This is a genomic window from Streptomyces sp. NRRL F-5123 (assembly GCF_000721495.1).
Classification (GTDB): domain Bacteria; phylum Actinomycetota; class Actinomycetes; order Streptomycetales; family Streptomycetaceae; genus Actinacidiphila.
This window is the reverse complement of sequence record NZ_JOHY01000037.1, coordinates 20,746-35,071: the sequence shown is the minus strand read 5'-3', so window position 1 is coordinate 35,071 and position 14,326 is coordinate 20,746. Positions and strand designations below refer to the sequence as shown.

14 protein-coding genes are annotated in these 14,326 nt (G+C 74.2%); 10 read left to right on the top strand and 4 right to left on the bottom strand.

The features are described 5' to 3' along the window. Positions 1-5 precede the first annotated feature (5 nt). On the top strand, positions 6-470 hold the full coding sequence (gene sufU, locus IH54_RS0125480; RefSeq protein WP_031520953.1) for a Fe-S cluster assembly sulfur transfer protein SufU: 465 nt from the start codon (positions 6-8) through the stop codon (positions 468-470). Next, a complete protein-coding gene (locus IH54_RS0125475) occupies positions 467-805 on the top strand; it encodes a metal-sulfur cluster assembly factor (RefSeq protein WP_031520951.1) in 339 nt (112 codons plus the stop codon). The genes sufU and IH54_RS0125475 overlap by 4 nt, the downstream gene beginning before the upstream one ends. Before the next feature lie 138 nt (positions 806-943). On the opposite strand, the gene IH54_RS0125470 is transcribed toward IH54_RS0125475, so the two are convergent. Continuing rightward, entirely contained in the window at positions 944-2,497 is a 1,554-nt protein-coding gene (locus IH54_RS0125470) for an MFS transporter (RefSeq protein ID WP_107060251.1), read from the bottom strand. Between the two features lie 92 nt (positions 2,498-2,589). Here IH54_RS0125470 and IH54_RS0125465 point away from each other — a divergent pair, with 92 nt between their 5' ends. Beyond that, positions 2,590-3,234 carry a TetR/AcrR family transcriptional regulator gene (locus IH54_RS0125465; protein WP_031520947.1) on the top strand — a complete coding sequence of 215 codons (645 nt, stop codon included), beginning with the start codon at positions 2,590-2,592 and terminating at the stop codon, positions 3,232-3,234. 22 nt (positions 3,235-3,256) lie between these two features. Here IH54_RS0125465 and IH54_RS0125460 read toward each other — a convergent pair whose 3' ends face one another. Further along, the gene (locus IH54_RS0125460) at positions 3,257-4,048 is read right to left on the bottom strand and encodes an alpha/beta fold hydrolase (RefSeq protein ID WP_031520945.1); all 792 of its coding nucleotides are present in this window, start codon (positions 4,046-4,048) and stop codon (positions 3,257-3,259) included. Between the two features lie 111 nt (positions 4,049-4,159). On the opposite strand from IH54_RS0125460, the gene IH54_RS0125455 reads away from it, so the two are divergent. Further along, a complete protein-coding gene (locus IH54_RS0125455; protein WP_234343830.1) occupies positions 4,160-5,980 on the top strand; it encodes a DUF2264 domain-containing protein in 1,821 nt (606 codons plus the stop codon). A 3-nt stretch (positions 5,981-5,983) separates the two neighbouring features. On the opposite strand, the gene IH54_RS0125450 is transcribed toward IH54_RS0125455, so the two are convergent. Then, the gene (locus IH54_RS0125450) at positions 5,984-6,379 is read right to left on the bottom strand and encodes a cupin domain-containing protein (RefSeq protein WP_031520941.1); all 396 of its coding nucleotides are present in this window, start codon (positions 6,377-6,379) and stop codon (positions 5,984-5,986) included. A 53-nt stretch (positions 6,380-6,432) separates the two neighbouring features. Here IH54_RS0125450 and IH54_RS0125445 point away from each other — a divergent pair, with 53 nt between their 5' ends. The 5 genes from IH54_RS0125445 to IH54_RS0125425 all read left to right on the top strand — a co-directional run bounded on the left by IH54_RS0125445 (position 6,433) and on the right by IH54_RS0125425 (position 12,737). Continuing rightward, positions 6,433-7,395: a helix-turn-helix domain-containing protein gene (locus tag IH54_RS0125445; RefSeq protein ID WP_031520939.1), complete on the top strand. Its 963-nt coding sequence runs from the start codon at positions 6,433-6,435 to the stop codon at positions 7,393-7,395. 165 nt (positions 7,396-7,560) lie between these two features. Beyond that, positions 7,561-8,541, top strand: a complete 981-nt coding sequence (gene dapD / locus IH54_RS0125440) for a 2,3,4,5-tetrahydropyridine-2,6-dicarboxylate N-succinyltransferase (RefSeq protein WP_031520936.1) — start codon at positions 7,561-7,563, stop codon at positions 8,539-8,541. Between the two features lie 155 nt (positions 8,542-8,696). Continuing rightward, positions 8,697-10,178 carry a hypothetical protein gene (locus tag IH54_RS0125435; protein ID WP_031520934.1) on the top strand — a complete coding sequence of 494 codons (1,482 nt, stop codon included), beginning with the start codon at positions 8,697-8,699 and terminating at the stop codon, positions 10,176-10,178. 304 nt (positions 10,179-10,482) lie between these two features. Next, on the top strand, positions 10,483-10,989 hold the full coding sequence (locus tag IH54_RS0125430) for a YcxB family protein (RefSeq protein ID WP_031520932.1): 507 nt from the start codon (positions 10,483-10,485) through the stop codon (positions 10,987-10,989). Between the two features lie 251 nt (positions 10,990-11,240). After that, positions 11,241-12,737: an alkaline phosphatase PhoX gene (locus IH54_RS0125425; protein ID WP_031520930.1), complete on the top strand. Its 1,497-nt coding sequence runs from the start codon at positions 11,241-11,243 to the stop codon at positions 12,735-12,737. A gap of 78 nt (positions 12,738-12,815) precedes the next feature. Here IH54_RS0125425 and IH54_RS0125420 read toward each other — a convergent pair whose 3' ends face one another. Then, a complete protein-coding gene (locus tag IH54_RS0125420; RefSeq protein ID WP_031520928.1) occupies positions 12,816-13,256 on the bottom strand; it encodes a MarR family winged helix-turn-helix transcriptional regulator in 441 nt (146 codons plus the stop codon). Positions 13,257-13,358: 102 nt separating this feature from the next. Here IH54_RS0125420 and IH54_RS0125415 point away from each other — a divergent pair, with 102 nt between their 5' ends. Next, a complete protein-coding gene (locus IH54_RS0125415; protein WP_031520926.1) occupies positions 13,359-14,285 on the top strand; it encodes a quinone oxidoreductase family protein in 927 nt (308 codons plus the stop codon). The last annotated feature ends 41 nt before the right edge of the window (positions 14,286-14,326 follow it).

Here is a 14,326-nt window from a genome sequence, read left to right as displayed (position 1 = left end):
CTGCTGTGAAGCTGGACTCGATGTACCAGGACGTGATCCTGGACCACTACAAGCACCCGCACGGGCGCGGCCTGCGCGAGGGCCAGGCCGAGGTGCACCACGTCAACCCGACCTGCGGCGACGAGATCACGCTGCGGGTGCGGATGGACGGCGAGGTCGTCGGCGACGTCTCGTACGAGGGCCAGGGCTGTTCCATCAGCCAGGCCAGCGCGTCCGTCCTGAACGACCTGCTCGTCGGCAAGGAACTGGCGGAGGCGCGGAAGATCCAGGAGACCTTCCTGGAGCTGATGCAGTCCCGCGGCCAGATCGAGCCCGACGACGCGATGGAGGAGGTGCTGGAGGACGCGGTCGCGTTCGCCGGCGTCTCGAAGTACCCGGCGCGGGTCAAGTGCGCGCTGCTGAGCTGGATGGCCTGGAAGGACGCCACGGCGCAGGCGCTGTCCGGCACCACCCCCGAGGAGACCGCATGACTGACGGCACCGAGGTCGCGCTGAAGCCGGCTTCCGAGGAAGAGATCCGCGAGGCGCTGTACGACGTCGTCGACCCCGAGCTGGGCATCGACGTCGTCAACCTGGGCCTCATCTACGGCATCCACGTCGACGACTCCAACGTCGCCACCCTGGACATGACCCTCACGTCCGCGGCCTGCCCGCTGACCGACGTGATCGAGGAGCAGGCCCAGACCGCGACGGAGGGCATCGTCGCCGACCTCAAGATCAACTGGGTCTGGATGCCGCCGTGGGGCCCCGAGAAGATCACCGACGACGGCCGCGAACAGCTGCGCGCACTGGGCTTCAACGTCTGAGCAGTGCGCTCCGCGCGGGGCGTGCGTGAAAAGGGGGCGCGGGTGACCGCGCCCCCTTCGCGTTGTGTTCCCGGTGCGACGCAGCCCTCCCCTCCACGGGCGCCGGGACGGCGCCGGGGCTGCGTCGCACCGGGGGTCTCAGCGGCCCGCCGCCCGGTGGCCCTTCTCGCGGATGGCCAGCGCCATCAGGCCCGCCGCCAGGCAGAGGACACCGGCCACGGCGAAGACGACGTTCGTGGCGTTCACGAAGACCCCCGCCGCGGCGCGGTGTTCGGCGGCGGGCAGCAGGCGCAGCGCGCTCGTGTCGAGGTTCCCGTCGACGCTCGCCGCCCCCGTCAGGTGGGCGTCCAGGTAGCGCGCCACGATCGTGCTGTAGAGGGCGAAGCCGAACGACGTGCCCAGTTGCTGGGCGAACCGCAGCGACCCCGTCGCGACCCCCAGATCCGCCGGATCCACGGAACTCTGCATGTACTGCAGGCCCAGCCCGAGTGACTGCCCGATCCCGATGCCGAGCACGAAGCAACCCGCGCCGATCACCCAGTAGCTCGTGCCCGTTCCTATCCCGCCGAAGGCGATGAGCACCACGGCCTCGAAGAGGCCCGCGGCGACCAGCAGGTACTTGAACTTGCCCAGTGTGTCGACGACGACCTTCGCGACCGGTACGGAGGCCAGCACGCCGGCGGCCGTGCACGCGGTCAGCAGGCCGGCGCGCCCGGTGCTCAGGCCTCGGCCGACCTGCAGGTAGCCGTTGACGTAGAAGAGGCCGCCCGCCACGCCGGTCCCCGCGACGAGCGAGACAGGCGTCATCATCCGGAAGACGGGGTTGCGCAGCAGGGACAGCGAGACCAGCGGCTCCGGCGCGACGAGGCTGCGCCACACGAAGCAGCCCGCGAGGAGCACCGCGCCCCCGGTCAGGGCGGCGATCTCAGCCGACGACCAGGCGTAGCGGCTGCCGCCCCACTGGGCCGCCAGCAGCGCGCACGCGCCGAAGCCGGCGAGCAGGGCGGCGCCGAGGAAGTCGATCCGGCGGCGTACCGGGTGCGCCGGCAGCCGCAGGGCCAGGGCGAAGACCGCGAACGCCGCTGCCGCGACGGGCAGGTTGACCAGGAAGACCCAGCGCCAGCTCAGGCTGTCGGCGATCAGGCCGCCCAGAGTCGGCCCGAGCGCCAGACCGATGCCGAACATCACCGCCGCGCCGACGCCGACGGCGTGGGAGGGCTTGACCGTGCGGTCCGGATCGCCGTCCTCGTCGCGGTCGTCGAAGAGGGTGCCGGTCAGGACGAGGGTGATCGCGGTGAGCCCGCCCGCGCCGAGCCCCTGGACGGTGCGGGCGGCGATGAGCTGGGTGAGCGACCGGGCGGCGCCGCAGCCGAGCGAGCCGGCGCTGAAGAGCCCCAGTGCGGCGAGCAGCAGCGGCTTGCTGCCGTACTCGTCGGCGAGCCTGCCGTAGAGCGGCACCACGATGCAGTCGGCGAGGGCGTAGCACGAGGTCAGCCAGGGGAGCTCGGCGATGCCGTGGACCGGGTCGAGATCGGAGACCGTCTTCCACGCCACCGCGGACACGATGTTGATGTCGAGGATCGCCAGCAGCAGCACGGTGACGGCGGCCGCGCCCACCAGCTTGACCTGGCGCGTGTCCATCAGCAGGACGGGCCCGTCGTAGACGGGGGCCCAGGTGCTCTTGTCTCCCATGGGAAGTACCCTAGGTATAAAAATACATAGAGGCAAGTTTTACTTTGAGTGTAATAGTCAACCGAGGTGAACATTCTTGGTAGAATCCGGCCATGGCTGACGAGCTGGGGCTGCGGGAGCGCAAGAAGCTGCGGACGGGCGAGCACATCTCCGAGACGGCGATCGCGCTCTTCCTGCGGGACGGCTTCGACCGGGTCGCGGTCGCCGATGTCGCCGCCGCCGCCGAGGTGTCGAAGAAGACCGTCTTCAACTACTTCCCGACCAAGGAGGACCTGGTCTTCCACCCGCTGCGCGACCACGTGGACGAGCCCGCCCGCGTCGTCAGGTCCCGGCAGCCCGGCGAGCCGCCGGTGGCCGCGCTGCGGCGCCACTTCCTCGCGGGCCTGGCCGCCGCCGACCCCAACACCGGGCTCGCCGACTACCCGGAATTCCTGGCCTTCCAGCGGATGGTCATGGAGGCGCCCAGTCTGAAGCTGCGGCTGATGGAGCAGTGGATCCGCAGCGAGGACGGCCTCGCGGAGGCGCTCGCCGAGGCCCTGCCCGCGGAGGAGGGCGATGCTCCCTCGCGGGCGGTCGTGCCCCGCGTGCTCGCGGGCCAGGCGCTCGCCGTGCAGCGGGCCCTGACGGTGTGCAACCTGGAGCGGATGCTCGCGGGGGAGCGCGCCCGGGACGCCCTGGCGCAGGCCACGGCGGAGGCGGAGCTGGCCTTCGGGCTGCTCGCGAAGTCCTTCCCCTGAGGCGGCCGGCGGGCCGCTCGGCTCAGCCGGCGAGCGTGTCGAGCAGGGCGGCCAGCTCCGCGGGGCCCTCGGCGTGGGCCAGGTGGCCCTGGCCGGGCAGGACGTGGACGGCGGCGCCCGGTACGAGGGCGCGGACGTCCTCGAAGGCCGTCCCGTACGGCGGCAGGCCGCGGTTGCGTGCGCCGACGACCAGGTCGACGCGCTCCGCCAGGCGGCCGAGGGGCCGCGGCTCCGCGGAGTTGAGGGCGGCGATCTCGGCGTACAGCGGCTCGGCGAGCCTGCGCAGCATCTCCCAGGTCGGGCGGTCCGCGCGCAGCGCCTCGACGTATTCCGCGGAGAACCCGGAGATCCGCCGGTTCACGATCTCCACCGCGAGGTCCAGGTCCGCCGCCGCGTCAGCCGCCTTCAGCTCCTCCAGGGCCTCCGCGCCGAACGGGCGGAGCACCGGCTCGTAGCCGATCAGCTGCCGCACCGGGCGTTCCCCGGCGGCCAGCAGCGCCACGAGCGCCCCGTAGCTCCAGCCGAACACCGCCCGCGGCTCGCCGAGGGCATCGAGGACGGCGCCCAGGTCGGCGACCTCGGTGCGCATCGAGTAGTCGCCGGTCAGCGGCCCGGACGGGGTGCGGCCGCGGCGGTTGACGACCGCGGCCGAGGGCCAGGCGCTCAGCGCCCGCACCACGTCCCGCCAGCCGTGCGCGTCGCTCATGACGCCCGGCAGCACGAGCAGGCCGGGCGCGCCCGGCTCCCCGAACACGTCGACGGTGACCCAACTGCCCCCGGACACCGGGACCCTGTGCCGTATCGCGTGCTCCATGCGGCCATTGTGGCCCGCCCCTCCCGCGGTCATCGCGGCGGGAGGGGCGTTGACGTGCGCGGAGCTGGTTGCGAAAGTTGTCGCAACATCGGCGTCGGGAGGGCGGTCCCCATGGGCAGCGGTACGGGCAGCGGGGCGTGGGGCGGTACGGGCGACGGTACGGGCGGCGCCCGCGCCGAGATGCAGGCGTACGCGCGGGAGCTGGCGGACGTGCTGCCACCGTACGCGAGCCCCGGCGGGGCCAGGATCCGGCTCGGCGTCAACATCGCCCACCACCCGGACACCGCCGCCGACTTCGAGGGCTACGCCCGCCCGCTGTGGGGGCTGGCCCCGCTCGCCGCGGGCGGGGGCGACTTCGCGCACTGGGAGCTGTGGGCGCGCGGGCTCGCCGCGGGCACCGACCCCGCCCACCCCGAGTACTGGGGCGAGCCGCGGGACATCGACCAGCGCACGGTGGAGTCCGCCGCCCTCGGCTTCGCCCTCGCCCTCGCTCCCGACAAGCTCTGGGACCCGCTCAGCGGCGCCGAGAAGGACCGCGCGGGCGCCTGGCTCGCCCGCTTCGTCGACGCCCGCACCCCGGACAACAACTGGAACTTCTTCCCCGTCATGGTCTCGCTCGGCCTGGACCGGGTCGGCTACGCCCACGACCGCGACGCCCGGCACGCCCGCCTGGACCGGCTGGAGACCTACGCGCTCGACGACGGCTGGTACGCCGACGGCCCCACCCCGCAGCGCGACTACTACATCCCCTGGGCCATGCACTTCTACGGCCTCATCTACGCCGTCCTCGCCGGTGACGAGGACGCCGCCCGCGCCGCCCGCTTCCGGCAGCGCGCCGGCGAATTCGCCCAGGGCTTCCGGCACTGGTTCGCCGCCGACGGCTCCGCCGTGCCGTACGGGCGCAGCCTCGTCTACCGCTTCGCGCAGGGCTCCTTCTGGGGCGCCCTCGCCTGGTCCGGCTCCGACGCGCTGCCCGCGGGCGAGGTCAAGGGGCTGCTGATGCGGCATCTGCGCTGGTGGCGCGACCGCACCGGGAGCATCGCGCCCGACGGGCTGCTCAGCATCGGCTACGGCTACCCGCAGCCCGCCGTCGCCGAGCAGTACAACGGGCCCGCCTCGCCGTACTGGGCGATGAAGGCCTTCCTGCCGCTCGCGCTGCCCGCCACCGACCCCTTCTGGGCCGCCGACGAGCAGCCGCTGCCGGACGATCTGCCCGGCACCCTCGTCCAGCCGCCCGCGGGCGCGGTCCTTTCCCGCTCCGGCGGGGACGTCACGCTGCTCAGCGGGCTCCAGCACAACACCTGGGCGCGCGGCGGCCCCGCCAAGTACTCCAAGTTCGCCTACTCCACCCGCTTCGGCTTCAGCCTCCCGGCCGGCGACCTCGGCCTGGTCCACGGGGCGTACGACTCGGTGCTCGCCGTCAGCGACGACGAGGACGAGCCCGTGCACTTCCGGGTCCGCGAGACGTGCGAGGAGTTCGAGGCCCTCGCCGAGGACGGCACCGTCCGCAGCACCTGGCGGCCCTGGGCCGACGTCGAGATCACCACCTGGCTCACCGCCGCCGGCCCCTGGCACCTGCGCACCCACCGCATCCGCAACCAGCGCGCCCTGCACACCGCCGAAGGCGGCTTCGCCGTCGACCGCGACGGTCCGGGCACGCGCCGCGAGACCGCTCCCGGCCGCGCCCTTGCCGCCGGACCCGCCGGTGACCTCAGCGGCCTCGCCGACCTGCCGGGGCCCGGCGCGGAGCCCCGTGAGGGCCACGTCGTCGAAGTGCTCCCCGGCACCAACGTCCTGGCCGTCCGCACCGCCGTCCCCACCCTGCTGGCCCATCTCCCGGCCGGCGAGCACTGGCTGCGCTGCGCCGTCCTGGGGGCCGGGCCCGAGCAGGCGGCGGCGTGGGAGTCCGAGCCGCCGGCCGCGCGGTACTGACGGTCACAGGGCGAGGGGGTGGCCGGTCGTGGCGTCCACGTGGTCCGGCACCTCCTCGTGGCTGTCACCCACGGTGAGCGTGCCCGTCGGCTCCAGCACCATGATCGACGCGCCCTCCGCGGAGGACGGGCAGTGCTCGACGCCCCGGGGCACGGTGAAGACCGACCCCCGGGGCAGCACCACCGTGCGCTCGCCGGCCGGCTCGCGCAGCGCGATGTGCAGCTCCCCGTCCAGGACCAGGAAGAACTCGTCCGTGTCGTGGTGCGCATGCCACACGTGCACGCCCCGCACCTTCGCGACCCGCACGTCGTAGTCGTTGACCCGCGAGACGATCCGCGGGCTCCACAGGTCGTCGAAGGAGGCGAGGGCGGCCGCGAGCGCGGTGGGTTCAGTCGTCATGCGGATCATCCTCGGGCAGGCGCGCACCCCTGCGGCAGTGCTAGGAATCGCACATGCCGCAAGGATCCTCGCACCGGGTCGTCGTCCTCGTCGACGACAACTCCAACCCCTTCGAACTCAGCTGCGCGATCGAGATCTTCGGCCTGCCCAGGCCCGAACTCGACCGCGACCTCTACGACTTCGCGCTGTGCGCGGCCCGGCCGCAGACCCGCATGCGGGACGGCTTCTTCACGCTCGGCGGTGTCGCCGGGCTCGACGCCGCCGACACCGCGGACACGCTGATCGTCCCCAACCGGCCCGACGTCGAGGCGCAGCGCCCCGCGGCCGTGCTCGACGCGATACGCCGCGCGCACACGCGCGGGGCCCGGATCGTCGGCTTCTGCAGCGGCGCCTTCACCATGGCCGAAGCCGGGATCCTCGACGGGCGCCGGGCCACCGCGCACTGGCGCTGGGCCCATCTCTTCCGCGCGCGCTTCCCCGCGGTGCGGCTCGAACCCGACGTGCTCTTCGTCGACGACGGCGACATCCTCACCGCGGCGGGCAGCGCCGCCGCGCTCGACCTCGGGCTGCACGTCGTCCGCCGCGACCACGGGGCGGAGGTCGCCAACGCCGTGAGCCGGCGGCTCGTCTTCCCCGGCCACCGGGACGGCGGGCAGCGCCAGTTCGTGGAGCGCCCCGTGCCCGAGCTGCGCGACCACTCGCTCGGGCCCGTCCTGGCGTGGGCTCTCGGACGCCTCGACGCGCCCCTGACCGTCGCCGACCTCGCCGCGCGCGCGGCCGTCAGCCCCGCGACCCTCCACCGCCGCTTCCGTGCCCAGCTCGGCACCACGCCGCTCGCCTGGCTCACCGGCGAGCGCGTCGCCCTCGCCTGCCGCCTCATCGAACGCGGCGAGCCCCGCCTCGACGTCGTCGCCCGCCGCACCGGCCTCGGCACCGCCGCCCACCTCCGCGACGTGCTCCGCCGGGTGACGGGCCTGTCCCCCTCCGCCTACCGCGCCCGTTTCGGCGCGTCGTGAGGGCGTTCCGGGCCGCGCCGTGCGGTGGCCCGCGCGACCAGCCCCCACCGGGCGGGCCCGCGACAGCGGCAAGTGGCAGCCCGGAGGGCTGGGGCAGGCCCCGGAAGGGCCAGGTCGCGGCGGGCCGGGTGCGGGGAGCGGCGGCGCAGGCGTTAGCGTCTGCATATGAATGACTTCCGTGCCTCCGGCGCCCTCGGCGTCGGACTTGCGACCGTCGCCGACGACGGCACCGTGCTCGACACCTGGTACCCCGCCCCGCAGCTGACCGCGGAGCCGGGCCCCGCGGGCACCACGCGGCTGACCGCGGACGAGGCCGCCGAGGCCCTGGGGAGCGCGGCCCCCGCCGCGCTGGGCCCCGACCCGCGCCGCGGCGTCGAGGTGGTCGCCGTCCGCACCGCCATCGCGTCCACGGACGACAAGCCCCTCGACGCGCACGACGCGTACCTGCGGCTGCACCTGCTCAGCCACCGCCTGGTCCGCCCGAACCAGCTGAACCTGGAAGGGCTCTTCGGCGTCCTGGCCAACGTCGCCTGGACGTCGATCGGCCCCGTCCCGGTCCCGCGGCTGGAGGCGGCCCGGCTCGCGGCCCGCGCCGAGGGCCTGCACCTGTCGGTGTACGGCGTGGACAAGTTCCCCCGGATGACGGATTACGTCGTCCCGTCCGGCGTGCGCATCGCCGACGCCGACCGCGTCCGGCTGGGCGCGCACCTCGCGTCCGGCACGACCGTGATGCACGAGGGCTTCTGCAACTTCAACGCGGGCACGCTCGGCTCGTCGATGGTGGAGGGCCGCATCTCGCAGGGCGTCGTGATCGGCGACGGCTCGGACATCGGCGGCGGCGCGTCCATCATGGGCACGCTGTCCGGCGGCGGCACGCAGATCGTCTCGGTCGGCGAACGCTGCTTGCTGGGCGCCGAGTCGGGCCTCGGCATCGCACTGGGCGACGACTGCGTCGTGGAGGCCGGCCTCTACGTCACCGCCGGCACCCGCGTCACCCTCCCGGACGGCGAGATCGTCAAGGCCGTCGAGCTGTCCGGCGCCGACAACCTCCTCTTCCGCCGCAACTCCACCACCGGCAAGGTCGAGGTCCTCCCGCGCACCGGCTCCTGGGGCGGCCTGAACGCGGCCCTGCACAGCCACAACTGACCCGCCGGCCGCGCCCGCGACCCGCCCTCCCGCCCGGGCGGGAGCGGCGTCCCGCCTCGCGGGCGCGCCCGGCCGGACCCCCTAGGCTGAGGGGGAGCAGGCGGTGCGGGTCGCCGCCGCAGATGTGGCCGAACGCCGAAGAGGGAGCCTTCCCGATGTCCGCAAGTCCTTTCGTCCTGCCGCCGGTGCGGCTGCTTCCCGTGGGTGACCTCGCCCGCTCGGCGCTGGACGTGCCGCTGCTGGAGCGGGCGCTCCGGCTGGCCCGGTGGGCCGCGCCCGAGCGGGCGGTGGACGTGACGGGGGAGCTGCTGGAACCCGATCTCGTCGCCGCTGCCGGGGAGTTGGGGCTCTCCGCGGAGGATCCCGACGCGCTGGGTGAGACCGCGCAGGCGTGGGCCGCCGCCGTCGACTCCGGGCTGCTCGCCCTGGAGATCGAGGAGGAGGCCGAGGAGTCGGCCCCGCTGGGCGAGGCCGCCGGGCGCGCGGTGCCGGGCGAGAACCTGGACGCCGTCGCCGCCGGTGAGGTGCAGGACGTCCTGGACGCCTGGCTCGCCACCGCCGAGTCCGCGCTCGCCGAGGCCGCCGCCCCGGACCTGGAGAGCTTCCACGACTCCGGGGACGGCGAGCTGCCCGCCGACCGGCCCGACTGGGACCCGGAGGAGGAAGCCGACTTCCTCGACACGGCCCTCGCCAACCTCTACACCCTGGCAGCCCTCGACGACGGCTCCGAATCCGTGCAGGGCGCCGTACCGCTGCCCGTCCTCGCCGCCTCCCTCGTCGTGCCCGACGAGATGGAGCAGCCCAGCGACGCCGTCCTCGAAGAGGTCACCGAGGTCATGCTGCGTCTCGACGACCACTTCCGGCTGCTCGCCCCGACCGGTCTCGTCGACTACCAGCCGCTCGACGACGCCCTCATCGAGGACGAGGACGATTCCGGCCTCCCCGAGCCCGGCGACGACCTCGACCCCGAGGAGATCTCCCGCTACGGGCTCGTCCGGCTCACCCCGCTCGGCCTCTACGGCCTGCGGCAGCTCCTGCTCGACGCCGGCGCGTCCGCCCCCGTCGTCGGCGACCTCGCCGGCGCCCCCGGCTCCGAACTCCTCGACGCGCTCTCCGGCTACCCCGACCGCCTCGCCCGTGCCGAGGCGGAGGGCTGGCTCGCCGACCGCAAGCCCGCCGAGGCGGCCCGTGAGCTGCTCGCCGCCGCGCGCGGCACGGACGACGGTGCCCCTTCCCGGCGGCTCATGTGCCAGCAGACCCTCACCCTCGTCGGGGCGGGGGCCGAACCCGCGCTCCGCGAGGTCCTCGACGACCGCCAGCTCGGCGGGCTCGCCCGCGTGTGGCTCACCGAGAGCGGTGCGCGGGACGTCCCGGCGCCCGACCCGGAGATGGTCTACTGGCTCACCGTCGACACCCTCGCCGCGCAGCTCGCCGCGGGCGACGACCACGAACTCCTCTCCGAGCTGGTCGCCGACCTCGTCGCCCGCCACGACGGCTTCTTCGACGCGGCCTGGCGCGTCGACCACCCCGCCACGGCGGACGTCCTGGAGGCGATGGGCCAGCTCCACCCGGACCGCCGCTCCGCGAAGGCGGCCCGCAAGGCAGCGTTCAAGGCCCGCTCACGCGAGGCCCGCTGACCCTGCCCCTGCGGGGCGGCCGCGCCCTCGTCGAGCGATGAGCGTTTTCCCGCTGCCGCGGAAGGCGCACGGCTGCGCCGCCGGGCGAGCGTTTCGCGCTGCCGCGCGGGGCACTCGTTTCCAGGGGGCGGCTGGAGCACCCCCACGCCCCTGAAGACGCTTGCCCCGCAGGGCATTTCACACCCGGTTCCGGGGCGGCAGCCCCGACCTCGTGCCCGGCGCCGCAGCGCTGACCCCCGGGGGTTCCGGAGCAGGCACGGACTTGGAATCCGCCGCCGTCTCCCCACCGGACTCAGGAGCCAGTATGGCCGAGACGCTGATAACGACGACCTTCGTCACCACGCCGGACACCGTGCTGCGCTCGTACCGGGCCTGTGCCCGGAGCGGGTACATCCAGCGTGTGGTCGTCACCGGCGGACTCATGGCAGCCGGAGTCGTGGTGATGATCGCCGGGTTCGTCGCAGCGCGCGCCGCAGTTCCGGTGGGTGCGGTGCTGGTGGTCTACGGCGCGGGGTTTTTCCTGCTGCGCGAGCGTTCCGTCCGGCGTCAGCTGGCGCCCTACCTGGGCGGCGCCCGTGAGGTCACCGTCACCATGACGGACACGGAGTACCGCACGCAGAGTCCGGACCTGGCCACCGCGCGCACGTGGCGGTCGTTCCGGAGCGTGTCGCGTGTCGGTGACTTCCGGGTGTTGCGGCTGTCCCCTCGGATGGCCATGGGCCTGCCCGTCGAGGCGCTGGACGAACGGCAGACGGCCGCCTTCCTCGAACTGCTGCGGGAGAAGGGGCTCTACGCGGCTGCGGCATCCTGAGCCGTACGTCGGGATCCCCGCCGATACCGGTCAGGCGATCGCGCTCCCGAGGAAGCGCCCGGCCCCGGAGCCCGGCCCTGCGGTCCGGCGAATTTGAATCGCCCTTTGCGAATTCTTGGCCCCACCATGGAGTAGACCCCCGTCGTACTCCGGGTGTTCACCGGGAGTTGGCCCCCGGCGGCGAGCGTGGCCGCCGCACGCAAGCAAAACGCGCCGCGTGGGCGTCGCGTACGCGAGACAAGGGGACCACCGTGCCGCTCAGCCGCAGAGATTTCGTTCACCGTTCGGCGATCACCGGGGCCGGCATCGCCCTGGCGGGTGCCGTCGACGTACTGGCCACCGCTCCCGGCGCGCTGGCGTCGGACGCGCAGGGACACGGCGGCCACGGGGAGGACGGCCACGGCCACGGCGACGAGCTGGGGTACGGGCCGCTGACGTCGGACCCGGCGGGGCTGCTGGCGCTGCCGGCGGGCTTCTCGTACCGCGTCGTCACCCGTACGGGGACCACCACGCTGGACTCCGGCGAGACGACGCCGTCCAACCACGACGGCACCGCCGCCTTCGCGGGCAGCCGCGGCGCGACGCTGCTGGTCAACAACCACGAGATCGGCGGCCCGCTGGCGAAGGCGGCGCACCCCGTGCCGCACGCCGCGGAGCTGGTGTACGACCCCGCGGCCGCGGGCGGCTGCACCGTCGTGGAGGTGCCGCAGCACTGGCGCGGCGACGAGGGCGGGCGCGGCAAGGGCCACGCGGACGCGGTCAGCGAGTGGGTCGGCATCGCCGGCACCTCCACCAACTGCGCGGGCGGCGCGACCCCTTGGGGCACCTGGCTGACCTGCGAGGAGACCGAGGACAGGGCCGGCCAGAACGGCATGACCAAGGACCACGGCTACGTCTTCGAGGTGGACCCGCACGACCGGCACGCCAACCGCCACCCCGAGCCGATCAAGGCGCTGGGGCGTTATGCGCACGAGGCCGTCGTCGTCGACCCCAAGCGCGGCCACATGTACCTCACCGAGGACGCCGCCGGCCCCAACGGCCTGCTCTACCGCTGGACTCCGCCGCACGGCTTCCACCACGGCCGCGGCCGGCTCGCGACGCTCGGCGACACCGACGGCGTGCTCCAGGCCTTCCGCTGCTTCGACGCCAGGGGCCACTTCGTCGACGACCTGTCGCGCGCGACCGTGATCGGCACCCGCTACGGCGTGGACTGGGTGGACGTCCCGGACCGCGACGCGAGGACGACCTCGGTGCGCAAGCAGTTCACCGAGGGCCAGGTCACCCGCGCCCGCAAGCTGGAGGGCATGTGGTGGGCGGACGGCGGCACGTACGTCGTGTCGTCCTTCGCGCGCGCGGAGAGCCCGGTGCAGCACGACGGCGCCGTGTGGTTCTACGACCCGGTCCGCCGCACGATCACCCTCAAGGTGCTGCTGGGCGTCAACACCGCGCCGGAGAAGGACGGGCCGTTCGACGGCCCGGACAACATCACCGTCTCGCCGTACGGCGGCCTGATCATCGCCGAGGACGGCGAGGGCGTGCAGCACCTGTTCGGCGCCCTCGACGACGGCCGCACCTACCCGCTGGCCCGCAACGAGCTCAACATCGGCTCCGCGGAGGAGCCGGAGTACAGCGAGTTCACCGGCGTGACCTTCTCGCCCGACGGCGACACGCTCTTCGCCAACATCCAGACCCCCGGCATCATGGTCGCCATCACCGGCCCCTGGCGCCGCCAGCGCGCCGGGCGCTGACCTCGCGCCCGCCCGAAGGCCCGTCGGCCGCCCCGGAGTCCGCCGCCGGGGCGGCCGTACGCGTTCCCGCCGTGGGAGTCATGCCACGCCGCTGACCCGCCGCAGCATGTCGAGGAACTGCACGCGCTCGTCCGCCGAAAGGGGCTCCAGCAGGCGGTCGTTGGCCTCCTGACCGGCCACCGTGCATTCGCCCAGGCGCTGTTCGCCCGCCGCCGTGAGGCGTACCGCGTTCTTGCGGCGGTCCGCCGGGTCGGGCGTGCGGACGACGAGGCCGGCCGCCTGGAGGTCGTTGAGCACGCCGACCACGTCCTTCGGGTCGAGCGCGACGGCCCGGCCCAGCTCGGCCTGGGCGACGGGGCCGAGGTCGGCGAGGGCCGACAGGACCACGTGGTGCCACATCTTCGTGTCGTGCCGCGCGAGCGCGTCCGCGACCAGCGCGCGCCCGCGGGCCGCCGCCCGGCCGAGCAGCCAGCTGGGGAGGCCACGAATACTGCTGGGGGCCTGCGGGTTCTCCGTCATGCCCGGCAGCATACGAGAAAACGTTGGACATCCCCACGGTTATGACGATACCGTTGGAATCTCCAATGAATTTTCATCGGTCACGACGGGGGTCGATCGCGTATGCGGCGCATACGGTACGAGGACGGCGGCGCGCCGGACGGCGGCCTCTTCCTGGAGGAGGTCCCGGTCCCGGAGCCCGCGGCGGGCGAACTGCTCGTCGAGGTCGCGGCGGTGGGCGTCACGCTCCCCGTCGTGCGCAAGGTGCGCGCGGGCGGCCCGCCCGTCCCCCTCGGCGGCGAGGTCGCGGGCGAGGTCGTACGCGTGGGCGAAGGAGTGACCGGCTTCGCGCCCGGCGACCACGTCACCGGCCTGTGCTTCGGGCACGGCTACGCCGACTTCGCGCTGCTCGACTCCACCATGGCGGTGCGCGTTCCGGCGGGGGCGACCGCGCGGGACGCGGTGGCGCTGGTGCGCAGCGGGGTGGTCGCGCTCGGCGCGCTGGAGGCCGCGCAGCTGGCGGAGGGCGAGTCGGTGCTGGTCACCGCCGCCGCGAGCGGGGTCGGCCATCTCGCCGTGCAGCTCGCCGGGTTGCGGGGCGCGGGGCGCGTCGTGGGGGCCGTGGGCGACCCGGCGAAGGCGGGCTTCGTCCGCTCCCTCGGCGCCGACGGCGTGGTGGCGTACGGTGAGGAGGGCTGGGGCGGGCCGTACGACGCCGTGGTCGACGCGGTCGGCGGGGAGTTGCTCGGGCCCGCGGTCCGCGCGCTCGCGCCCGGCGGGCGGCTCGTCGCGTACAGCTCGGGCGGCGGCACGATCGAGGCGTACGACCTGCTGGCGGGCGGTAGATCGGTGATCGGCTTCCAGATCGCGCGGGTGGCCAGGAGGCAGCCCGAGCGGTACGCGGGCTGGGTGCGGGAGTTGTGGCGGCTCTTCACGGCGGGCGCGCTGCGGCCCGCCGTGCACGCGGAGTTCGCGCTCGCCGACGCGGGCCTGGCGCACGCGGTGATCGAGGGCCGGGCGAACCGCGGCAAGGTCGTGCTCGTTCCGTGAGTCCCGCGAGTGGGGGAGTGACGGCCGCCCCGGGTGCGCCG